This is a genomic window from Novosphingobium profundi (assembly GCF_020524485.1).
Classification (GTDB): Bacteria; Pseudomonadota; Alphaproteobacteria; order Sphingomonadales; family Sphingomonadaceae; genus Novosphingobium; species Novosphingobium profundi_A.
The window spans coordinates 196,565-218,596 of sequence record NZ_JAIVLF010000003.1 but is presented as its reverse complement, the minus strand read 5'-3'; the positions used below and the strand labels follow the sequence as shown (position 1 = coordinate 218,596).

The window sequence follows — 22,032 nt, the reverse complement described above, 5'->3', positions numbered from 1 at the left end:
GTCCCAGATGCCCTCTTCGATTGACTTTGTCGTGTCGTAAAGGTTGGTTAGCGCGCGCAAACAGACCGTGTTCTGATCGCCGCTCGTGCCCCTCGGAGCCTAATGGATAACGTGGAAACACCCGAACCGACCTCGCAGCCCCTCACTGCGGGCCAGACCCTGCTCAAGGCCCGCGAAGAGGCCGGTCTCAGTCGCGCCGACATCGCCTCGCGCACCAAGGTTGCCGAGCGCCATATTCTCTCGATCGAGGAGGACCGTTTCGAGGACCTCGCCGCGCGCACGTACGCGGTCGGCTTTTCGCGCGCCTATGCCCGCGCGATGGGGCTCGATGAAAAGGTCATCGCCGACAAGGTGCGCGCCCAGCTTGACGCGCACGAGCCCTATGCGCCGGTCACCCAGCCCAGTTTCGAGCCCGGCGATCCCGCCCGCGTGCCCTCCAGCGGCCTCGCCTGGCTGGCGGGGGGCGCGGTCGTCCTGGTGATCGGCCTCGTCTTCTATTTCTGGAGCAGCGTGTTCTCGCCCGAAGGCGAGCTGCCCTCGCTTCTGCCCGGCGAAGAGCCGAGCGCGGCGCCCGCTCCGGCGCAGGCGGTCGCGGCGGCGTCCCCGTCGGCTGCGGTCCCGTCCGGCCCGGTGGTGCTGACGGCCAATGCCGACCAGGTCTGGCTGCGCGTCTCGGATGGCAGCGGCGCCACTCTGGTGGAAACGGTGCTGGGACGTGGTGAGAGCTGGACCGTGCCCGCCGATGCCGACGCGCCCAAGCTGCGCACCGCGCGCCCTGACGCCCTGGCGATCACCGTGGGCGGCGTCGCTGTGCCTGCGCTTTCGGACAAGCCCGAGACCGTCTCGGGTGTCTCGCTCGCGCCGCGTGATCTGCTGGGGAGCGCCGCGCCCGCGCCCGTCGCGAGCCCGGCTGGCACGCCCGCCCCAACGCCCGCACCCACGGCTACGCCGACGCCCCGCGCGACCTCGACGCCGACCCCGCGCTCCAGCCCGGCCGCCAGTCCGCGCCCGAACCCGACGCCGAGCCGCACGGCCACGGCGCGCCCGAGCCCGGCGCCCAGCCGCACCGCGACCGCGCGTCCGGCAACGGCCAGCCCGACGCCGAGCGCGTCGGCCACGCAGGAGAGCGGCGGCCCGGTCTCGATCCTTCCGACCGGCAACGCGAGCCCCAGTCCGACTTCGGGGCCGACTGCGGTATCCACGACTTCCGAATAAGCCAGCCTCGACAGGTGCAGGTGCCTTGCGGCAAGCAGGGGGCCTGTCGCCCGTGGTTCATCCCCTGTTCGATGCCGGGCGCCCATGGTTGCAGCCGCCGGGCCTCAGGGGCCCAGAGACGGAGAAGAATTAGGCGATGATTGCGTATCCCACGAAGACACAGGTGCTCCGCCGCCTGCCGCGCACTTCGGCCCTGGCCGCACTGGCTGTCGCGCTCGTGGCGAGCGTAAGCCCGGTTTCGGTGGCCGCGCAGGACAACACCGATGCGCGCCTGCGCAAGGTCGAGAAGGAAGTGAGCGCGCTCCAGCGCAAGGTCTTCCCCGGCGGCAGCGGCACCTTCTTCGAGCCCCAGATTACCGCGCCCGCAGCCGGATCGCCGGAGCCGCAGACGGCCACCAGCACCCCGGTCAGCGATCTCCTGAACCGCATGGAAGCGGTGGAATCGCAGATGGCGCGCCTGACCTCGCAGGTCGAGCAGAACAGCAACCGCCTGGCCCTCCTTGAGGAAAAGGTCGCCGCCAATGCCGCTGCCTCGGCTTCGGTTCCCGCCGCGCCCGCGGCCCAGAGCGCCCCGCAGGCCGAGCCGGTCAGCGCCTCGCAGAACAACCTCTCGGCGATGAGCGGCGGGGTCATCAAGACGCCCCCGGCTGCGGCGGAAAAGCCGGCGCCCGCCCAGCCTGCACCTGCCACCAGCGCCCGGGCGCAGGGCGTGCAGGCCATCGTCAAGCCGCAGACCGGCGATGCGGGCGAGGACGAATACACCTACGGCTTCCGCCTGTGGGACGCGGGCTACTTCCCCGAGGCGCGCCAGCAGCTCAAGATCTACCTTGAGAAGTACCCCAACCACCGCATGGCAAGCTATGGCCGCAACCTGCTGGGCCGCGCCTGGCTCGACGACAAGAACCCGTCCGAAGCGGCCAAGTGGTTCCTCCAGAACTACCAGGCCGACAAGCAGGGTGCGCGCGCAGCCGACAGCCTGCTCTACCTGGGCATCGCGATGAAGGAGCTGAAGGACACCAAGCGCGCCTGCATCGCGCTGGCCGAATTCAGCGAGACTTACGCGGCCGAGGCGGCGGGACGCCTAGGCTCGCTCTATTCCACCACGCGCAATGGGCTCGACTGCAACTGATCCCGCGCTGGTCCCGGCTCCCGAGGCGGTCGAACGGTTTCGCGCCGATCTGACCGCGCTGTGGGGCTGGGCGCTGGCCGATGAGGCCGTGCGTCTGGGCCTTGCGGTCTCGGGCGGGCCCGACAGCACCGCGCTGCTGCTGCTCGCCGCCGCCGCGTTTCCGCGCCGGGTCGAGGCGGCGACCGTCGAGCATGGCCTTCGCCCCGAAAGCGCGCAGGAAGCCGCCGATGTTGCGGCGCTTTGCGCGCGGCTGGGCGTTCCCCACGCCATCCTTCCCGTTACCGTGCCCGAGGGCAACGTGCAGGCCATGGCCCGCGCCGCGCGTTACGCCGCGCTGGCGAGCTGGGTCGAGGACCGTGGCCTCGCCGCGATCCTCTCGGGCCACCACGCCGATGACCAGGCCGAGACGCTGCTGATGCGCCTCAATCGTGCAAGCGGTGTCGCGGGCCTCGCCGGAACGCGCGCGCTGGGCCGGGTGCCCGAAACGCAGATCCCGCTTCTGCGCCCGGTGCTGGGCTGGCGCCGCAGCGAACTGGCCGAGATCGTCGAGAAAGCCGGGATCAAGGCCGCGCAGGACCCCAGCAACGCGAACGAGCGCTACGACCGGGTGCGGCTGCGCAAGGCTCTCGCGCAGGCCGACTGGATCGACGTTTCGGCGATCGCGCAAAGCGCCGCGCATCTGGCCGAAGCGGATGCCGCGCTCGCCTGGATGGCGGACCTGGAATACCGCTCGTGCCTCAAGAAGGAGCCGATGGGGGTGCGCTACAAGCCCCAGGCCCCGCGCGCGGTGGCCCTGCGCGTGGTCGCGCGCATCGTCACCGAACTCGACGGGCAGGAACCGCGCGGAAGCGCCGTTGCGCGCCTGTTCGACGCGCTGTGTGCAGGTGAGCCTGCCTCTATCGGCAATCTTGTCGTCCGTCCCAACGCGGGCGGGTGGAGCTTCGCCAAGGCGCCGCGCCGGGCGGTGAAGAGATAGAAGGAGGATATCCGAGGGCCATCGCCCTCGGGCTCCCCATACCGTCTAGCGCACCTTACGTGCGCTGCGCTGGCTGAGAACGGCAAGGTCGCCGATTTTGGGGTCAAGGGGCAATGGCCCCTTGAATCAATTCCTACCCTTCGACGAGGCTGTCGCCCATGCCGATCTGCTTGCCGCGGGTGATGTAGACCTTGTCGCCCAGCTTGGTCATCTGGAACAGCCTGGCCGCGAAGGGATCGGGCATGCCCACGCAGCCGTGGCTGGCGTAGCCTTTCTCCACTTTCGAGCCGTGCAGCGAGACCCCGTCGTTGGTCAGGCGCTGCATGTAGGGCATCGGCGCGCCGGTGTAGATGTTCGAGACGTGGTCGATGTCCTTCTCGGTGATGGGAAAGACGCCGGTGGGGGTGGGCTTTTCCTGGCTTCCCAGCAGAACGGCCGTCGCCCCGATCTCGTAGCCGCCGCGAAAGACCGAGAGCACGCGCGCGTCGAGGTCCACGGTGATGACGAGCGGGCCATCGGGCACGCCATCCTCGTCCCAGTGCCATTCGCCGTAGCGGATCGGCCCTTCGATGGGGAGGATGCGCTTGATGACGAAAGGTTCGTCCGGCGCGGGGGCGGGGGGCTCGGCCGGGGCTGGCGCAGTTTCGGCCTCGGCAACCTCCACCGGGCTCGGCGTGGCTTCGGGCGCCGGGTCCGAGCGGCCTGCGAGTGTCAGCACGCCGCCGATGACCACGATGGCGCCGAGGCCGGAAAGCAGGAGAAGGCGGGAACTCACGTCGGCTGGTCACTTCGTGTGGAGGCTGTCTAGCCCATCCTGATCGCAGATCGCCCGCCTGTGCGCCAGTGGCTTGGCACCGGGTGTCCCGCAGCGGGAAAGGGGCCTTACTCGGCCGGATCGTCGCCGTGCGCGGTGATCCCGCCGCGCAGGATGGCGTTGGCGATCTCGGCCACTTCGGCGGGGCTGCGGTCCTGCGTCCACACCGCATAGCGCAGGCCCAGGAACACGTTCATGCCCATGATCGCCCAGGCGTGGGCTTCTTCCACGTTGGCGCGGAGCTCGCCCTTGCGCACCCCGTCGGCGAGGCGCTCGGTGATGCGGCTCGCGGTGCCTTCGTAGTGCGCGCGGAAGGTCGCGGGGTCGACGAATTCGCACTCGTCGATGATCCGGTAGATCTCCTTGTGCTCGTTCGCGAACTTGAGGAAGTTCGTCAGCGCCACCCGTTCGGCTTCCAGCGCGGGCAGGTCGGTGCGCCGGGCCTCGCGCGCGGCTTCGCGCACGCGCGCGCTGAGGTCGCTGACGAGCGCGCGGTAGATCTCGTCCTTGGAATCGAAATAGGTGTAGAAACTGCCCAGCGCGGTTCCGGCGCGCTGCGTGATCGAGGTGATCGAAGCCTCGTGAAAGCCCCTTTCGCCAAATTCGATAGCCGCCGCGTCGAGCAGCTTGCGCCGCGTCTTGCGCCCGCGCTCGGTGCGCGGAACCTTGTCCGCTGGCGGGTTTGCGCCATTCTCGGCCGGGGGCGGCGCGCCGTTCGGATCCTCCAGGGGGGGCTTTTCTGTGCTCACGAAGCCACAGCTATCGGCTCTTGCGAGCCTTGGCAAATCTTTGGAGTTGAAACCCGGTTCAAGTATCAATAAGCAGGGCCCAACAAGAATTGGTTCATTGGGAGTGAATGCTATGAACAAGGCGCGATTCCGCGTTCGTGAGGCGAGTGCGCTGGCGCTTCTCGCCGGGTTGGGGGCTCTTGTCCTGACGGCTCCGGCCGCCGCGCAGGAGGCGCAAGCCACCCCCGCACAGGCCGAGACGCCGCCCGAGGCCACCGGCGGCGCGATCATCGTCACCGCCCGCCGGCGCGAGGAGCGCCTGGTCGATGTGCCCATCGCGGTGACCAGCTTCAGCGGTGAGCAGCTCGCCAAGACCGGCGCGCTCGATGTCACCGAGATCGCCCAGTCGGCCCCCAACGTGACGCTCGAACCCTCGCGCGGCACGAACTCCACGCTGTCCGCCTTCATCCGCGGCATCGGCCAGCAGGACCCGGTCTCGGGCTTCGAGCAGGGCGTGGGCATCTACCTTGACGATGTCTATCTCAACCGTCCGCAGGCCGCCGTCCTCGACATCTACGACGTCGAGCGCATCGAGGTTCTGCGCGGGCCGCAAGGCACACTCTACGGGCGCAACACCATCGGCGGCGCGGTCAAGTACGTGACCAAGAACATGCCGCTCGACCCGTCCATCAAGGTGCGCGGCACGCTGGGCACGTACGACCAGGCGGACGTGGTGGTGACGGCCTCGACGCCGCTGACCGACCTCATCCGCGTGGGCGGATCGTTCGCGCGCCTTTCGCGTGGAGGCTTCGGCGACAACCTCACCACGGGCGAGGAAAACTACAACAAGGACATCTGGGCGGGACGCGCCAGCCTTGAGATCGGCGGCTACGGCGAGCCGGTGCTGATCAAGATTTCGGGTGACTACACCAAGGACAATTCCAACGCGCGTGGCGGTCACCGTCTGATCCCGGGCTTTTCCAGCGGCGCGCCGGTGCTGGACGATGTCTACGACACCCGCGGCGGGCTGATGGACCCCAGCCAGTACGTCGAGGCCTACGGGCTGTCGATGAACGCGACGGCGGATCTCTCGGACACCCTGACCCTCAAGTCGATCAGCGCCTGGCGCAAGGATTCCAGCGCCTCGCCGATCGACTTCGATGCGCTGCCCGCGGTCGACCTCGACGTCCCGGCCTACTACCGCAACGAACAGCTGAGCCAGGAATTCCAGCTGCAGTACGATGACGGCGGCGCGCTCCAGGCGCTGGTCGGCTTCTACTACCTGACCGCAACCGCCGACACCCAGTTCGACGTGCGCCTGTTCACCGCGTTCGATGGCCTCACCGCCTTCACCCAGGCCGATGTCGACACCGACACCTGGGCGGCCTTTGCCGACTTCACCCTCGACATCACAGACCAGCTCAGCCTGTCGGGCGGTGGCCGCTACACCTGGGACAAGCGCTCGGCCTCGATCCTGCGCCAGAACTACCTGGGTGGTGGTTCGCCGGTCTATGGCGGTGCGGGCATTCCCTTCGGCGGGGCGAGCACCAACTTCTCGGGCTCGGCGACCTTCAAGAAGTTCACCCCGCGCGTCTCGCTCTCGTTCAAGCCGACCCCTGACCACAACATCTACGGCGGCTTCAGCCAGGGCTTCAAGGGCGGCGGCTTCGACCCGCGCGGCGTGGGCGTGAACGCACCGACCAGCAACCCGAGCGGCATTCCCAGCGACGGCGAGATTGCCGATTACCTCAGCTTCGATCCCGAAACGGTGAACAGCTACGAGATCGGCTACAAGGGCAACCTCTTCGGCGGTGATCTCTACGTGGCGCTCGCGGCCTTCCACATGGACTACAGCGACGTCCAGATCCCGGGTTCGGCGGGCTGCACGGTCGGCGGCATCCCCACCTTCTGCGGGGTCATCACCAATGCGGGCAAGGCCAAGATCGACGGTATCGAACTGGAGACCAACGCCACGCTTGCCCGCGACTTCATCGGCATGGGCGACCGCCTGACCTTCGCCGGATCGCTGGGCTGGATCGATGCGCGCTACACCGAGTACGAGGGCCTCATCGGCGGTCAGCCGACCGATGTTTCGGACTACCGCAAGATCCAGAACACGCCCGAATGGACCGGCAGCGGCACGCTGGGTTACGAAACGCCGGTCGGCGATGGCGACCTTTCGTTCAGTTCGACCCTCTCGTTCCGCAGCAAGACCTACCAGTTCGAGCTGCCCAACCCCTACCTCGACCAGGGATCGTATGCGCTCATCGATGCGAGCATCGTCTACACCGCGCCCGGCGGGAACTGGAGCCTGGGCGTCCACGGCAAGAACCTGACCGACAAGCGCTACAAGACCTCGGGCTACACCTTCATGGCCGCCGATCCGCTGACCGGCGCGCTGGCGAGCCCGCTGACCCCGACGCTGGGCACCGAGGGCACGCTGACCGCGTTCTACGGCAACCCGCGGCAGGTCTTCGTGACCGCGTCGCTGGAATTCTGAACGTAGACACGCACTAGAGGCAGGGCCTACCGGTCCGGCTGGGCGGCGATGCTGGGGGGCATGCCGCGCGGCCGGACCGGACCAGGAACGGGCTTTGCCAGGAAAGGATACCCCGACGATGGACTACGCGCTCCACCGCTATCGCAGCGCCTGTGGGCGGCTGGATCTGGTCGCGCGCGACTATCCCGCCGCGCGCCCCGACGCGCCCGTGCTGCTGCTCATGCACGGGCTCACCCGCAACAGCGCCGACTTCGCGCCGGTGGCGGCCTACCTTGCCGGCGACTACCGCCTGATCGTGCCCGACCAGCGCGGGCGCGGGCTCTCGCAATGGGACGATGATCCCGCGCAGTACCGGCCCGACGTCTACTGCGCGGACATGTTCGCGCTGCTGGACGGGCTGGGCATTGAAACCTGCGGGGTGATCGGCACCTCGATGGGCGGGCTCATGGCACTGGTCATGCAGGCGATGCGCCCGGGCTTTGCCAGGGCCATGGTCTTCAACGACATCGGCCCGGTTCTCGATACCGAGGGACTGACCCGCATCCAGGGCTATGTCGGGCCGGGTGGTCCGATGGCGGACTGGGACGCGGCGGCCGCCCGCTGCCGGGCCATCAACGCCCCGGCCTTCCCCGATTTCGGGCAGGCCGACTGGATGGCCTTTGCGCGCCGGACCTGCGTGGAGAACGCCGACGGCACCGTCGCCTTTGCCTACGACCCGGAAATCTCGAAGGGCGTGTCGGGCGAGGACGCGACTGTGGTGCCGCCCGATCTGTGGCCCTTGTGGGACGCGCTCGATGCGATCCCGGTGCTGGTCATTCGCGGCGCGATTTCGGACCTCCTGAGCGCGCCGACCGTTGCCGAGATGGCCAGCCGCCATTCCGGTCCCTATGAAGCGGTGGAGATCGCGCGCGTGGGCCATGCCCCGATCCTCGACGAGGCGCCTGCGCGCGCCGCGATCACCGCCTTCTGCAAGGAGCACATGGGCTGACATGGCCACACTGGACACCTCCCGCGCCGCGCCCCCACCCGCATCCGCTCCGGGGGAGCGCAAGGCCGCGTCGCCCAACCTGGTGCTGGCGATGCTGCTGCTGGTCTACATCTTCAATTTCGTGGACCGGCAGATCCTGGCGATCCTCGCCGCACCGATTCAGGCGGATCTCGACTTGTCCGACGCGCAGATGGGCCTGTTGGGCGGGCTCGCCTTCGCGATCCTCTATTCGACGCTGGGCGTGCCGCTGGCCTCGCTCGCGGACCGCACGAGCCGCTCCTGGGTGATCACCGGCTCGCTCGTGTGCTGGAGCCTGTTCACCGCCATGTGCGGTCTGGCGCAGGGGTTCTGGCACATCTTCCTGGCCCGCCTTGGCGTCGGGATCGGCGAGGCGGGTGGGGTCGCGCCGTCCTATGCCGTGATCGGCGATCACTTCCCGTCCGAGCGGCGCGCCTTCGCGCTCTCGATCTACTCGCTGGGCATTCCGCTGGGATCGGCCGCGGGCGTCCTTGCGGGCGGCTATGTCGCGGCGACGGTGGACTGGCGCGCGGCGTTCGCGGTCGTCGGCCTGTGTGGCCTGCTCATCGCGCCCGCCTTCAAGTTCGTGGTGCGCGACCGGCCCAAGCCCGCCGTGGCGGACCGGGGCCCGACCTCGCCCACGCTGGGCGCGGTGGCCCGCGTGCTGGCGCGCAAGAAGGCGTTCTGGCTGCTGAGCTTCGGCGCGGCCTCCAGTTCGATGCTGGGCTATGGCCTCGCGTTCTGGCTGCCGAGCCTCCTCCAGCGCAGCTTCGCGCTCGACCTTGTCCACACGTCGTGGTTCATCGGCGCGGTGCTGCTGATCGGGGGAACGGTGGGCGTCCTTCTGGGCGGTATCCTGGCCGACAAGCTGGGCAAGGCCGACCGGGCGTTCTACGGCTGGGTTCCGGCAATGGCCTATACCATCGCGGTGCCGCTCTTTGCCGCCGGGATCTGGACCTCGAGCGTGCCACTGGCCTTCCTCCTCTTCCTCGTGCCCCAGGCGCTGGCCTATGTCTGGCTGGGGCCGGTGACCTCGGCGATCCAGCACCTTGTCGATCCGCCCGCGCGCGCGACCGCCTCGGCGCTGTTCCTCCTCATCAACAACCTCATCGGCCTTGGCGGCGGGATCTATGCGCTGGGCGCGCTCTCGACCGCGCTGACGCCGGTTTACGGGAGCGAGGCGCTGCGCATGTCGATGCTCTTCGCGCTGGTGCTCTACCTTGTCGCCGCCACGCTGATGGCGCTGGCCGGGCCGTTCCTGCGCCGGGAATGGGTAGAGGAAGTAAAGTAAGTATCCGAGGGCCATCGCCCTCGGGCTCCCGGAACTGTCGACCTCAGGGCTCTCTCGCTACCTTGGCTGGGAATGGTGAGGTCGACAGTAACGGGGTCAAGGGGCGATGGCCCCTTGAATCAATCACTTCTCTCTGTCTCTTCAGATCGGAAGCTCGGTCGTCGACTTGATCTGCGAGAGCGCCACGATCGAGTTCACTTCCTGCACGCCGGGCAATTGCGAGAGCTTGCCGAAGAAGAAGCGCTCGTAGGCCATGATGTCCTCGGCCACGACGCGAATCATGAAGTCGATCGAGCCCATCATCACGTAGCAGTCGAGCACCTCGGGAAAGTCGCGGATCTGTGCGGCGAACTCGTCGAGGTTGGCGCGGCCGTGGGCGTTGAGCTTGACCTGGACGAAGACGTGCGCGTTGAGGCCCACTTTCTCGCGGTCGATGATGGCCACGCGGCGCACGATCACGCCTTCGCGTTCGAGCCGGTCGATGCGCCGCCAGCAGGGCGAGGCGGAAAGGCCGACCTTCTCGGCGATCTGCGCTGTGGTCTGGCTGGCGTCGCGTTGCAGCTCGCGGAGAATTTTTCGCTCATAGGCGTCAAGCTCGGTCATATTGACCTCTATAGTGCCTTCTGGAGGATGGTCCATTCACTGCGAGGCTCTACGGGGCCGGAATGAGAAAAGATTTTCCGTGGCGCACACGTTATAGGCGGTCTCCCAAGCAAAGGAGTGATACGATGGTTGTCGCCGCCACGCGCAGCGTGCCCGAAGAATGCATCCGCCTCGAAGATCCCAAGGCCGGTCTCGATGGCTACATCGTCATTCACTCCACCGCGCGCGGCCCGGCTGCGGGTGGCTGCCGCTTCTGGACCTACGATACCCCCGAGGCGGCGCTCGCCGACGCGATGCGCCTGGCCGAAGGCATGAGCTACAAGAACGCCTCGGCCGAGCTGCCGCTGGGTGGTGGCAAGTCGGTGATCCGCCGTCCGGCCGGAGACTTTGACCGCAAGGCCCTGTTCGAGGCCTTCGGCGAGGCTGTCGAGCGCCTGGGTGGCCGCTACGTCACCGCCGAGGACGTGGGCACGACGATTGCCGACATGGAAGCCATCGCCACCAACACCCGCCACGTTGCCGGGCGCACCGCGCGCCCCGGCTTTGCGGGCGGCGATCCCTCGCCCTGGACGGCGCTGGGCGTGTTCGAGGCGATGAAGGCGGCGGCCCGGCTGCGCTTCGGCGGCTCGCTGGCAGGTACCACCGTGGCCGTGCAGGGCGTGGGCAGTGTTGGTGGGCGCCTCGCGCGCCTGCTCGCCGAAGAGGGCGCAAAGCTGGTCCTCGCCGACATCGACGGCGCGCGTGCGTCCGCGCTCGCCGACGAACTAGGCGCGCAGCTGGCCTCGATCGACACCATCGCCGGGATCGCCTGCGATGTTTTCGCGCCCTGCGCGCTGGGCGGCGCACTTGACGCTGCTACCGTCGCGGGCCTCAAGGCTGGTCTCGTGTGCGGGGCGGCCAACAACCAGCTAGCCACCCCCGAGATGGCCGAGGCGCTGGCTTCGCGTTCGATCCTCTACGCGCCCGACTACGTCGTGAACGCGGGGGGCATCATCAACGTGGCCGCCGAATACCTTGGCGAAAGCGAAGATCAGGTGCGTGGCCGCGTTCTGGCAATCGGGCCGCGCACGGCAGGCATTTTGGAGATGGCTGAGGCGGAAGGCCTGACCAGCTCGGCGGTCGCGGACCGCGAGGCGGAAGCCAAGATGCGCCGCCCCGAGGTCGCGGAAACCGCCTGAATTCAGGCCGCGCGCAGGAGGTTGCGACCTTCGCGCTTGGCCCGGTAGAGGGCGCCGTCGGCTTCGGCGAGAAGCTGTTCGGCGCCTTCTGTCCCCTTGAGAGTGGCGACCCCGATACTGGCGGTGACCGTGTCGGGGCCATCGCTGCCCCAGTCCGCGGTCTCGATGGAGACGCGCACCCGCTCGCCCACGTTCTGCGCGGTGGCGCTGTCGGCGCCCGGCAGGATGAGCACGAATTCCTCGCCGCCGATGCGTCCAGCAAGGTCGGAAGAGCGCACCGCGCCGCTGCACAGGGCGGCGGTCTTGCGAATCACGGCATCGCCCGCACCATGGCCGAAGCGGTCGTTGATGCTCTTGAAATGGTCGATGTCGAGAATGGCGACGCTGAGCGGCGTTCCGTCTTCGAGCGCGAGACGCATCTCGGTCTCCAGAAAGCTGAGCGCGCTGCGCCGGTTGGCAATGCCGGTGAGGGCATCGGTCTGGGCCATGAGCATCGCCATGTCGGCCTGCCGCTCGGCCAGTTCGCGCGCTTCGGCCAGGCGCAGGTTGGTGATGGTGGCCTCGGTCACGTCCTGGAAGATCCCGAACAGGCCGACTGCATCGCCCGCCGCGTTGCGCTCCACATCGCCGCGGCTGCGCACGTAGCGTTCCTCCCCCTGCGCGGTGATCAGGCGGGCCTGGAAATCGAAGGGCTCGTGGGTTTCCACCAGCTTGGCGAGGAAGTTTTCGACCTTGGGGCGGTCGTCGGGGTGGTAGTAGCTGATCGCGCCTTCAAGCGGCGGGTTGGGGCCCGGCTCCAGCCCGTGGATGTGAAACACCTCGTCCGACCAGAACACTTTCTGCTTGGCCAGATCGAGCCGCCAGTGGCCGACGTGGGCAAAGTGCTCGGACATCTCCAGCCAGCGGTTGGCGCGGCTGACCTCGGTGATGACCCGGTCGCGCGCGCCCAGAAGAGCGGCCAGCGGCAGCGCGGAAAGCAGCAGCACGAGCAGGTAGAACTGCATGAACAAGGTGACGGCGAAGGGGGCCCGGTCGCGCATCAGGTGGATCGGGCCGCTGTCGGTCAGGGTCAGGCTTGAGCCGATCACGGCAATGATGAGGATGCTCGTCATCGCGCCATTGGGGCCGATCAGGTAGGTCGCGACGATGACCGCCATGAGCGGGACGAACAGCAGCGGGAAGGTGCTCTGGTGGAACACCGCATAGCTGACGATGGCCACGGCCGCGAGGATCAGCACCGGCGTGATGAGAAGCCGCGGATGCCGCATTAGACTTGCGGAATATCCGAGGGCGATGTTGAGGATGAGGGGCACCACGATCATGATGCCAAGGCTCACCGTGGTCGCCCAGGAGACGAACATGATGGACAGTCCCGCTCCTGTCAGCGCCGAGGCAATGGCGCCGCTGAGCGTGCCTGTCAGGAGCGCGGCGATGCAGAACTGCACGACGCTCAAGGGCCTGTAGATCGTCTCGCGCTCGCGATTGATCTCCCGGATGCAGAAATAGCCGATGGCCGCTTCCAGCGTGTTCGCGGTGGTAAAGGCTGCGATCTCCACAACCGGGATCTGGGCATAGAGGTTGGCCGCGAAGCTGGCGAGGGCGATGGCGAGAAACATGGCCAGGCGCTGGGCGGGACGGCACAGGAGAAGGCCGGAAATCGAGATGCCGCTCGCGGGCCAGACGGTCGCGATCCCGTCGGTGCCTTCGGTCAGCTTGAGCGCAATGGCCGCACAGGCAAAATAGGCAACGCCGACCAGCGCAGGCCAGATGCCCACATGAGTCGAAAGACGTTGGCCGTTTTGCATAAGGGCATTTCGCATTAGGGCAGTTAATTCCCACTAAACAGATTTGGGGAGCGTTGGAAAGTCCTGTGCGTTCCCCCAAGGGAAGCCGATCGAGCCCCGGAAAGTTCCATAACTGGCAGGGTCTTGGCCAGGATGCACCTGTGCATTCGATTGCCGGACGCCGGTGTGCAGGTTAGTTTCGCCACCGGACCGATGGGCCTGCAAGAGGGAGTGAAGATATGGTCGCAGCGCGGGCGCTTGGATTGGATCTGGCCTTGCAAGGCGGAGGCGCACACGGCGCCTTTACCTGGGGCGTGCTCGACCGTCTGCTGGCCGAGGAGCGCATCTGGATCTCTGCCTTGAGCGGGGCGAGCGCGGGCGCGGCCAACGCGGCGGTCTTTGCCAGCGGGCTCGTTACCGGAGGGCGCGAGGGCGCGGCGTCAGCCCTTGCGCGCTTCTGGGAGGCGATCCACCGCTCGGGGCGCAGCGCGGGGCCACTGCTGCCGATGATGGAGGCTTTCCCCGCCACCTTCGAGGCGCTTTCGCAGATGTGGAGCACGATGCTCGGCAATGTCGCCTTGCCCAGTTCGCCCGACATGGGCGCGCGCACGCAGGATCTTCTGCGCGAGGTCTTTGCCGAGCATATCGACTTTGCCGCGCTGCGCCGGCCCGAGGCACCGCGCCTGTTCATCTCGGCCACCGACGTGCGCACGGGAAACGCACGCATCTTCGAGAACGAGGAGCTGTCGAGCGACGTGCTGCTCGCCTCGGCATGCCTGCCGCTGCTCTTTCCGCCGGTCACCATCGATGGCGTGGACTACTGGGACGGGGGTTATAGTGCGAACCCGCCGATCTTCCCGCTCATCCAGAACAGCCCGAACGATGACATGCTGCTGGTGACGATCAATCCGATGTCGCGCGGGGACACCCCGCGCAGCGCGGCCGATATCTCCAACCGGCTGACCGAGTTTTCGTTCAACCAGACGCTTATCAAGGACATGCGCGGGCTGGTGCTGATCCAGAACGAGGTGGGGCCGCTGGCGTTCGGCAAGGGGCTGCTGGCACGCCTGCGGCGCCTGCGCGTCCACGAGATCCACGATGAGGCGACGCTGGGGGCGATGCCGGCAGGCTCCAAGATGATGCCGGTGCGCGAGGTGCTCGAGCACCTCCACGACGCCGGGCGCGATGCGGCCGAAGGCTGGCTGGCCGCCTACGGCGAGGACCTGGGGCGGCGCGGCACGGCGGACCTGGCGACCCGCTACGCACCCTGAGCAGAAGGGCCGGACAGTCCCTCAGGTGAATTCCTGAGGGGAGCTACAGGGGAGCATGCTTTCCAAAGCCCTGAAATCGGCTATTCTTGGATCTTCCAGGTACGGGCAAGCAGGCAGGACAGGCATGGATACAGGCAGCACCAGACCCGAGGGCGCCGAGCCGGGCCCCGGCAACCAGCCGATCGCGGGGCAACTCGCCGAGATTCGCGAGCGTCTGTGTGCCGCCTTTCCCCGGGCCAAGAGCGTGCTGCTGGAGTTTGATGGCACCTTCAAGGCGCATATCGACGTGCGCGAGGGAGAGCTTGTCCCGGCCATCGAGGCGCAGCTGGCGCATATCGACAATGGACGCTTTACCCGGGTCGAACACGGCGCGACGCCGCACCATCCCTTCCTCCATCGCATCAGCGCGGTGATCTCGGCCTGAGCGCACCCTTGCGGTGCATGCGAAAAGGGGCGGCTTTCCCGGTGTGGAAAGCCGCCCCTTTCGTGTCGGTTCATGCCCCGGATCGGGGCACGAGATCAGTGGTTGTCGCGCGGCAGACCACGGGTCTGGTGGATGCGCTGGAACTTCTCGGTGCCCTCGAGGATCATGCCGGTGTTCATCTGGCCGACGATGCCGCGCTGGATTTCCTGCCAGGGGGTCTGCGAGGCGGGATAGGGGTAGCCACCGCGCGCTTCGAGGTCCGCCTTGCGCGCCGCCATCTCCTCGTCCGGGATCAGCACGTCGACGCGGCCCTTGGCAAGGTCCATGCGCACGCGGTCGCCGGTCTGGATGAGGGCGAGGCCGCCCATCGCCGCCGCCTCGGGCGAGGCGTTGAGGATCGAGGGGCTGCCCGAGGTGCCCGACTGGCGCCCGTCGCCGATGCACGGGAGTGCGCCCACGCCTTCGGTGATGAGGTAGCTGGGCGGACGCATGTTCACGACCTCGGCCGCGCCGGGATAGCCGATGGGGCCCGCGCCGCGCATGAAGAGCAGCGTGTCGGTGGTGATGCCCAGCGCAGGATCGTCGATCCGCTTGTGGTAGTCTTCCGGACCATCGAAGACGACCGCGTTGCCTTCAAAGGCGTTGGGATCGTCGGGGTTGGAGAGGTAGCGCTCGCGGAACTGGTCCGAGATCACCGAGGTCTTCATGATCGCCTGGTCGAACAGGTTGCCGGTCATGACGATGAAGCCGGCTTCCTTCTTGAGCGGGGTGTCGAAGGTCTTGATGACCTTGTCGTCCTCGATCGTCGCATCGCGGCAGTTGTCGCCGATCGACTTGCCGTTCGCGGTGATCGCGTCCTCGGCGATGAGGCCCTGGCCCATGAGCTGGGCAACGACCGCAGGCACGCCGCCTGCATGGTAGTAGTCTTCGCCCAGGTATTCACCTGCGGGCTGGAGGTTCACCAGCAGCGGGATCTTGTGGCCCTTCTCCTCCCAGTCGGTGAGGGGCAGTTCGACACCGATGTGGCGGGCCAGCGCGGCCAGGTGGATCGGCGCGTTGGTCGAGCCGCCGATGGCCGAGTTGACGCGGATCGCGTTGTGGAAGGCATCGAGCGTCAGGATGTCGGAGGGCTTGAGGTCCTCGTGCACCATGTCGACGATGCGCTTGCCGGTGCGCCATGCGCATTCCTGGCGGTCGCGGTAGGGCGCGGGGATCGCGGCCGAACCGGGCAGGGACATGCCCAGGGCCTCGGTCAGCGAGTTCATCGTCGTCGCCGTGCCCATGGTGTTGCAGTAGCCGGTCGAGGGCGCCGAGGAGGAGACGAGCTTGATGAAGCCCTCATCGTCGATCTTGCCTGCGGCCAGCATCTCGCGGGCCTTCCACACGATGGTGCCCGAGCCGGTGCGCTCGCCCTTGTGCCAGCCGTTCAGCATCGGGCCGACCGACAGCGCGATGGCCGGGATGTTGACCGTTGCGGCGGCCATCAGCGCGGCGGGCGTGGTCTTGTCGCAGCCGATCGTCAGCACGACGCCGTCGAGCGGGTAGCCGTAGAGCAGTTCGACAAGGCCGAGGTAGGCAAGGTTGCGGTCGAGCGCGGCGCCCGGGCGCTTGCCGGTTTCCTGGATCGGGTGGACCGGGAATTCCATGGGAATGCCACCCGCCTCGCGGATGCCTTCACGCACGCGCTCGGCCAGCACCAGGTGGTGGCGGTTGCAGGGCGAAAGGTCGCTGCCCGATTGGGCGATGCCGATGATCGGCTTGCCCGAGCGCAGCTCTTCCAGGCTGATCCCGAAGTTGAGGTAGCGCTCCAGGTAGAGCGCGGTCATGTCGATGTTTTCAGGATTGTCGAACCAGGCGCGCGAACGCAGCTTGGGTTTGGTCTGATCGGTCATGGTGGGTCTTGCCTTGCTCAACGCTCGACCGAGACGCGGTAGACCATGACATGCCGGTAGGGCGTGCCGGGATCGACGCGGGCCGAGACGAAGTTGGAATGGTTGGGCGCATCGGGAAACTTCTGCGGTTCAAGCGCAATGCCGTCGCCCATGCGGTAGAGATGGCCATGCTTGCCGAGGAAGGTGCCGTCAAGGAAATTGCCGGAGTAAACCTGAAGCCCCGGTTCGGTCGTCAGCACTTCGAGCACGCGGCCCGATTCGGGGTCGGAGAGGCGTGCCGCGAGCTCGGGGGTCTTGGTGAGGCCCTTGTCGAGCGCGAAGTTGTGATCGACCCCGCGGCCATAGACGATCTGCTGGTCGGTGCCGTCGCGCAGGCCTTCTTCCATCGCCTTGCCCGCGCGGAAATCGAACGGGGTGCCCTCGACCGCGGCGAGTTCGCCGGTCGGGATCAGGGTCTCGCTGACCGGGGTGTAGTGGCTGGCGGGAACCGTCAGCACGTTGCCCATGGCGCCTTGCGGCGCGCCTTCGCCCGCCATGTTGAAGATGGCGTGGTTGGTCATGTTGATCACGGTCGGCTTGTCGGTGGTCGCGTCGAACGCGATCTGGAGCGTGCCGTGGTCATCGAGCGTGTAGGTGACGCGGGCCTGGACAGTTCCGGGATAGCCGGCCTCCCCGTCGGGGCTGGTACGGGTGAAGATCGCGCGCGCGACCTTGCCCGAGCTGACCTTCTCGACCTTCCAGTTCTGCACGTCGAAGCCCTGGCCGCCGCCGTGCAGCGAGTTTTCGCCGTCGTTCTGCGGAAGCTGGTAGGTCTTGCCGTCGAGCGTGAAGCGGCCGTGGTCGATGCGGTTCGCATAGCGGCCTACGGTCGCGCCCCAGAAGTTGGGCTTGTCCTTGAACAGCTGGAGGTCGTCGTAGCCCAGCGTGATGTCGGCCAGTTCGCCGTCACGGTCAGGCGCCATGAACTTCCACAAGGTCGCGCCGAAGGAGAGGATCGTGACCGAGACGCCGTCCGCGCCGGTCAGCGTGACCGAGGTCACCTTGGTGCCGTCGTCCAGCGTGCCCGCCGTGTCCTGGCTCGCCTCGGCGGCGAGGGCAGGCAGCGCGCCCGTGGCGGCAAGCGCCATCGCTGCACTCGACATGAATGCCTTGCTCAATAACCTCACAATCCTGGCTCCCGTAGTATTCTGCAGTCGAATTTTGACTTTCGCGTGATTTTCGTCGGCCATTGACGTGGCCGCTGGCTGCATATAGTCCGACAAATAGATAGAGCGCAAGCCGGATTGCGTCGATGGCACCCGGCCGATGTGACGAGAGGATCACCATGCCTTCAGTTGGAACTTCAACCAGCGCCCCGGTGGCGCAATCGCAGCCTGCGGGCGTGCGGTACGGCCCCGCGCTGGCTCTGCTGGCCAGCCTGTTTTTCATGTGGGGCTTCATTACGGTCATCAACAACACGCTGCTGCCACACCTGCGCAGCGTGTTCGAACTCAACTACACCCAGACGACGCTGATCGAATCGGTCTGGTTCATCGCCTATTTCGTGGCCTCGATTCCCTCGGCCAAGCTGATCGAGTGGGTCGGCTACAAAAAGTCGCTGGTCATTGGCCTGCTCACCATGGCCGCGGGCGCGGTGGGCATGATGCTGGCCGCGATGATCCCCTCCTACGGCGTGACGCTGGTGATGCTCTTCATCATCGCAAGCGGCATCACGCTGCTGCAGGTGGCCGCAAACCCCTATGTCGCGGTCTGCGGCAAGCCCGAGACCGCCTCGGCGCGCCTCAACCTGGTGCAGGCGCTCAACTCGATGGGCACCATGCTGGCTCCGATGTTCGGCGCCTACCTGATCCTGGGTCGCACCAAGGGCGGCACGGCGCAGGAGGGCACCGTCGTCCTGACTCAGGCCGAGCGCCTTGCCGACGCGCAGTCGGTCATCCTGCCCTACGCGCTGGTCGCGGGCGTGCTGGTCGTGCTCGCGATCATCATTGCCAGGTTCCCGCTTCCCGCGATGGTCTCGGACAGCGACGATGCGCGCGAAAAGCGCAAGCACATCATCAGCCCGGAGCTGTTCAAGCACCGCAACCTGGTGTTCGGCATCCCGGCCATCTTCATCTACCTCATTGCCGAAATCGGCGTGGGCAACCTCTTCATCAACTTCGTCTCGCGTCCCGACATCGGCAACATGTCGCTTGAACAGGCAGGGCACTACCTGACCTTCCTGTGGGGCGGGATGATGGTGGGCCGCTTCGTCGGCTCGGCGATCATGAGCCGCTTCGATGCCGCGCACGTCCTGGCCGTCTTCTCGATCGGCGCCTTCATCACGATGCTGGTAACGAGCTTTGCCGATGGCCATGTCGCGATGTGGTCGCTGATCCTGGTGGGCCTGTTCCACTCGATCATGTTCCCGACCATCTTCACGCTCGGCATCAAGGGCCTGGGTCCGCTCACCGAAGAGGCCTCGGGCCTGCTGGTCATGGCGATTGCAGGCGGCGCGCTGGTCTTCGTGCAGGGCTGGATTGCCGATGCCTATGACCTGCAGACCTCGTTCCTGCTGACCGCGGCCTGCGAGCTTTACGTCCTGTTCTATGCGCTGTGGGGCTCCAAGCCCACGCACGCCGAGCCGGAGCCGGAAGTCGCAAGTAGCTGATTTTGCTCTCCCTTCCTTGAGCAAAGTGCCCCGCGGGACCCTTCGTCAGGTTCCGCGGGGCTTTTTCCTGTGGGCCGCGGGCAAAAGAAAAGGGGGCGCGATGGCCCCCTTTTGCGTGTGTACAGGTGGCGGGGTCTATTCCCCGGTGAGCGCGTCGGGCTGTCCCTGCGGGGCGTCACGGTCCTCAATGGCGCTGCGGGTGTCCTCCAGTGCAAGGTCCACCAGCACGTTCATGGCCTCGGCTGCCGCGTTTTCGTCGCCTGCCGCGATGGCGTCGTAGACGCGCACGTGGTCGGGGATCGGGTTGCGGGGCAGGGCGCGGGCGCGCTGCTTGAACTGGGTCGTCCAGTTGACCGCCGCGCCGATCGAGGCGCTCAGCACCATCAGCGCGTCGTTGCGCGTGGCGGTGAGAATGGCGTTGTGGAAATCGCGGTCGGCCGCGCGCCCGGCGTCGGTCGTCAGCGTGTGACGGCGCATCGCGGCCAGCGCGTCCTTCATCGTCTTGAGGTCGTCCTTGTCGCGGCGCCTTGCGGCAAAGCGCGCGGCGGCGGGTTCGACAATGGCGCGCAGCTCGAACAGCGAGCGCACGAATTCGATGTCGGGTTCACCCGCGAAGGCCCAGCCCAGCACGTCGGGGTCAAGCAGGTTCCAGCGTTCGCGCGGCAGGACGCGCGTACCCGCCTTGGGGCGGCTCGCGACAAGGCCCTTGGCCGTCAGCACCTGGATCGCCTCGCGGTAGGCGCTGCGCGAGACTTTCAGTTCCTCGGCGAAGGCCACTTCGCCCGAGAGGACGTCGCCCGGCGCATATTTGCCTGACAAGATGTCGGTGCCCAAGCGGTGCGCGATCGCGCCATGGAGCCGGCGCCCCGGCCCGCGCGTTTCATCGGTCTTCCTGGACGTTTCGTCCACCTTCATATTTTTCCCAGTTGTCACAGAAATTCGCACCTCCCACGTGCAACCTACACGCCATCCCGTGCGGAAGGAATGACAAACATTGCGTTTCCTGATCGCACATAATATGTCGGAGTAAATAGGGAGACTTTTCTATGACCGAATTCCGTTCCATCGCAGCCGCAACCGGCGAGCCGCACGGGGACGCCTTTGCCGTCAACACGCCCGCCGATGTCGCAGAGGCCTGCGCCAAGGCGGCGGCCGCGTTCGACACCTACCGGGCGATCGACCTCGAATCGCGCGCCAAGTTCCTCGAGCGAATCGCCGACGAGATCATGGCGCTCGGCGAACCGCTGCTCGAAGCCTACCTTACCGAAAGCGGCCTTCCGCGCGCGCGTTCGGAAGGTGAGCGTGGCCGTACCTGCGGCCAGCTACGCATGTTTGCCGAGGTGGTCCGCAAGGGCCAGTTCCTGCAGATGCGCGTCGATCCCGCACTGCCCGACCGCGCACCGCCGCGCCCGGACCTGCGCCTGCGCATGATCCCGGTTGGCCCTGTCGCCGTGTTCGGCGCGTCCAACTTCCCGCTCGCCTTCTCGACCGCGGGCGGTGACACCGCCTCGGCGCTTGCCGCGGGTTGCCCGGTCGTTGTGAAGGGCCACCCGGCTCACCCGATCACCGGCGGTCTGATTGCCCAGGCGATCAGCAAGGCGGTGGCCGATTCGGGTCTGCCCGAAGGCGTCTTCCAGCACCTCGTTGGCCCCTCGAACGAGCTGGGCGCTGCGCTCGTGCAGGACCCCAACATCATGGCGGTTGGTTTCACCGGCTCGCGTGCCGGTGGTCTTGCCCTCACCAAGCTGGCGCAGGCCCGCGAAGTGCCGATCCCGGTCTATGCCGAGATGTCGGCAATCAACCCGGTCGTGATCCTGCCCGAGGCGCTCAAGGCGCGCGGGGGCGCGCTCGGCGAAGCTTTCGTCGGCTCGCTGTGCATGGGCGCTGGCCAGTTCTGCACCAACCCCGGCCTCGTCGTGACGGTCGAGGGCGATGGCCTTGACGAGTTCGTACAGGCTGCCGCCACGGGCGTCAGCGGCGCCAAGCCGCAGACCATGCTCACCACCGGCATCGCGGACGCCTATGCCAAGGGCGTCGAGAAGCTGGCAGGTGCGCCGGGCATCGAGGAAGTGGCCCGCGGCGAAGCCGGTTCGGCGACCACGGGCGGCGCGGTCCTGTTCCAGACCACCGCCGAGAAGTTCCTGGCCGACAAGGCGCTGGGCGAGGAAGTCTTCGGCTCCTCCTCGGTGATCGTGCGCTGCAAGGACGAAGCTGAACTCAAGACCCTTCTTGAAGGTCTCGAAGGCCAGCTTACCGCCACGATCCACATGGACGATGCCGACGAAGGTGCCGCCGCCAAGATCCTGCCCACGCTGGAGCGCAAGGTTGGCCGCATTCTCGTCAACGGCTGGCCCACGGGCGTCGAGGTGTGCCACGCGATGGTCCATGGCGGTCCGTTCCCGTCGACCACCGATGCGCGCACGACCTCGGTCGGCAGCCTCGCCATCGACCGTTACCTGCGTCCGGTGAGCTACCAGAACATGCCGCAGAGCCTGCTTGCGCCCGAACTGCGCGACGAGGCCTTCAGCGATGGCGCGCCGCGTCTCGTCGACGGCAAGCTCACCCTCAACTGAT

At 67.2% G+C, this 22,032-nt stretch carries 18 protein-coding genes; 11 read left to right on the top strand and 7 right to left on the bottom strand.

The window, feature by feature from the left end; translation table 11 throughout:
- Nucleotides 1-102: 102 nt before the first annotated feature.
- The 3 genes from LC060_RS07200 to tilS all read left to right on the top strand — a co-directional run bounded on the left by LC060_RS07200 (nucleotide 103) and on the right by tilS (nucleotide 3,320).
- Nucleotides 103-1,215 (top strand): helix-turn-helix domain-containing protein, encoded by a 1,113-nt coding sequence (locus tag LC060_RS07200; RefSeq protein ID WP_226634022.1) that lies wholly within the window; start codon nucleotides 103-105, stop codon nucleotides 1,213-1,215.
- Between the two features lie 136 nt (nucleotides 1,216-1,351).
- Nucleotides 1,352-2,344 carry a tetratricopeptide repeat protein gene (locus LC060_RS07195; RefSeq protein WP_226634021.1) on the top strand — a complete coding sequence of 331 codons (993 nt, stop codon included), beginning with the start codon at nucleotides 1,352-1,354 and terminating at the stop codon, nucleotides 2,342-2,344.
- Nucleotides 2,325-3,320 (top strand): tRNA lysidine(34) synthetase TilS, encoded by a 996-nt coding sequence (gene tilS / locus LC060_RS07190; protein WP_226634019.1) that lies wholly within the window; start codon nucleotides 2,325-2,327, stop codon nucleotides 3,318-3,320. Before LC060_RS07195 ends, tilS begins: the two co-directional genes overlap by 20 nt.
- Before the next feature lie 133 nt (nucleotides 3,321-3,453).
- Here the strand turns inward: tilS and LC060_RS07185 are convergent, their stop codons facing one another.
- Both LC060_RS07185 and LC060_RS07180 read right to left on the bottom strand, forming a co-directional pair.
- Nucleotides 3,454-4,095: a L,D-transpeptidase family protein gene (locus tag LC060_RS07185; RefSeq protein WP_226634016.1), complete on the bottom strand. Its 642-nt coding sequence runs from the start codon at nucleotides 4,093-4,095 to the stop codon at nucleotides 3,454-3,456.
- Nucleotides 4,096-4,202: 107 nt separating this feature from the next.
- Nucleotides 4,203-4,883 (bottom strand): TetR/AcrR family transcriptional regulator, encoded by a 681-nt coding sequence (locus LC060_RS07180; protein ID WP_413465094.1) that lies wholly within the window; start codon nucleotides 4,881-4,883, stop codon nucleotides 4,203-4,205.
- A 112-nt stretch (nucleotides 4,884-4,995) separates the two neighbouring features.
- Here LC060_RS07180 and LC060_RS07175 point away from each other — a divergent pair, with 112 nt between their 5' ends.
- The 3 genes from LC060_RS07175 to LC060_RS07165 all read left to right on the top strand — a co-directional run bounded on the left by LC060_RS07175 (nucleotide 4,996) and on the right by LC060_RS07165 (nucleotide 9,659).
- Entirely contained in the window at nucleotides 4,996-7,362 is a 2,367-nt protein-coding gene (locus LC060_RS07175) for a TonB-dependent receptor (RefSeq protein ID WP_226634015.1), read from the top strand.
- A 118-nt stretch (nucleotides 7,363-7,480) separates the two neighbouring features.
- Nucleotides 7,481-8,350: an alpha/beta fold hydrolase gene (locus LC060_RS07170; RefSeq protein WP_226634013.1), complete on the top strand. Its 870-nt coding sequence runs from the start codon at nucleotides 7,481-7,483 to the stop codon at nucleotides 8,348-8,350.
- Between the two features lies 1 nt (nucleotide 8,351).
- Nucleotides 8,352-9,659: a spinster family MFS transporter gene (locus LC060_RS07165; protein ID WP_226634011.1), complete on the top strand. Its 1,308-nt coding sequence runs from the start codon at nucleotides 8,352-8,354 to the stop codon at nucleotides 9,657-9,659.
- Between the two features lie 141 nt (nucleotides 9,660-9,800).
- Here LC060_RS07165 and LC060_RS07160 read toward each other — a convergent pair whose 3' ends face one another.
- Nucleotides 9,801-10,262 (bottom strand): Lrp/AsnC family transcriptional regulator, encoded by a 462-nt coding sequence (locus LC060_RS07160; protein ID WP_226634010.1) that lies wholly within the window; start codon nucleotides 10,260-10,262, stop codon nucleotides 9,801-9,803.
- A 125-nt stretch (nucleotides 10,263-10,387) separates the two neighbouring features.
- Here LC060_RS07160 and LC060_RS07155 point away from each other — a divergent pair, with 125 nt between their 5' ends.
- Nucleotides 10,388-11,440 carry a Leu/Phe/Val dehydrogenase gene (locus LC060_RS07155; RefSeq protein WP_226634007.1) on the top strand — a complete coding sequence of 351 codons (1,053 nt, stop codon included), beginning with the start codon at nucleotides 10,388-10,390 and terminating at the stop codon, nucleotides 11,438-11,440.
- Nucleotides 11,441-11,442: 2 nt separating this feature from the next.
- On the opposite strand, the gene LC060_RS07150 is transcribed toward LC060_RS07155, so the two are convergent.
- Nucleotides 11,443-13,245: a sensor domain-containing diguanylate cyclase gene (locus LC060_RS07150; protein WP_226634005.1), complete on the bottom strand. Its 1,803-nt coding sequence runs from the start codon at nucleotides 13,243-13,245 to the stop codon at nucleotides 11,443-11,445.
- Between the two features lie 218 nt (nucleotides 13,246-13,463).
- Here LC060_RS07150 and LC060_RS07145 point away from each other — a divergent pair, with 218 nt between their 5' ends.
- Nucleotides 13,464-14,495 carry a patatin-like phospholipase family protein gene (locus LC060_RS07145; protein ID WP_226634003.1) on the top strand — a complete coding sequence of 344 codons (1,032 nt, stop codon included), beginning with the start codon at nucleotides 13,464-13,466 and terminating at the stop codon, nucleotides 14,493-14,495.
- A 124-nt stretch (nucleotides 14,496-14,619) separates the two neighbouring features.
- Nucleotides 14,620-14,919, top strand: coding sequence for a hypothetical protein (locus tag LC060_RS07140; protein WP_052322268.1), 300 nt, complete (start codon nucleotides 14,620-14,622; stop codon nucleotides 14,917-14,919).
- Nucleotides 14,920-15,014: 95 nt separating this feature from the next.
- Here the strand turns inward: LC060_RS07140 and LC060_RS07135 are convergent, their stop codons facing one another.
- Both LC060_RS07135 and LC060_RS07130 read right to left on the bottom strand, forming a co-directional pair.
- Nucleotides 15,015-16,811, bottom strand: coding sequence for an IlvD/Edd family dehydratase (locus LC060_RS07135; RefSeq protein ID WP_226634001.1), 1,797 nt, complete (start codon nucleotides 16,809-16,811; stop codon nucleotides 15,015-15,017).
- 17 nt (nucleotides 16,812-16,828) lie between these two features.
- Nucleotides 16,829-17,953, bottom strand: coding sequence for an aldose epimerase family protein (locus LC060_RS07130; protein ID WP_226635260.1), 1,125 nt, complete (start codon nucleotides 17,951-17,953; stop codon nucleotides 16,829-16,831).
- 182 nt (nucleotides 17,954-18,135) lie between these two features.
- Between LC060_RS07130 and LC060_RS07125 the strand changes: the two genes are divergently transcribed.
- Nucleotides 18,136-19,458 (top strand): sugar MFS transporter, encoded by a 1,323-nt coding sequence (locus LC060_RS07125; protein WP_226633999.1) that lies wholly within the window; start codon nucleotides 18,136-18,138, stop codon nucleotides 19,456-19,458.
- A 135-nt stretch (nucleotides 19,459-19,593) separates the two neighbouring features.
- Here the strand turns inward: LC060_RS07125 and LC060_RS07120 are convergent, their stop codons facing one another.
- A complete protein-coding gene (locus LC060_RS07120; protein ID WP_226633997.1) occupies nucleotides 19,594-20,373 on the bottom strand; it encodes a FadR/GntR family transcriptional regulator in 780 nt (259 codons plus the stop codon).
- A gap of 131 nt (nucleotides 20,374-20,504) precedes the next feature.
- Between LC060_RS07120 and LC060_RS07115 the strand changes: the two genes are divergently transcribed.
- Nucleotides 20,505-22,031, top strand: a complete 1,527-nt coding sequence (locus LC060_RS07115; RefSeq protein WP_226633996.1) for an aldehyde dehydrogenase (NADP(+)) — start codon at nucleotides 20,505-20,507, stop codon at nucleotides 22,029-22,031.
- Nucleotide 22,032: the final 1 nt, after the last annotated feature.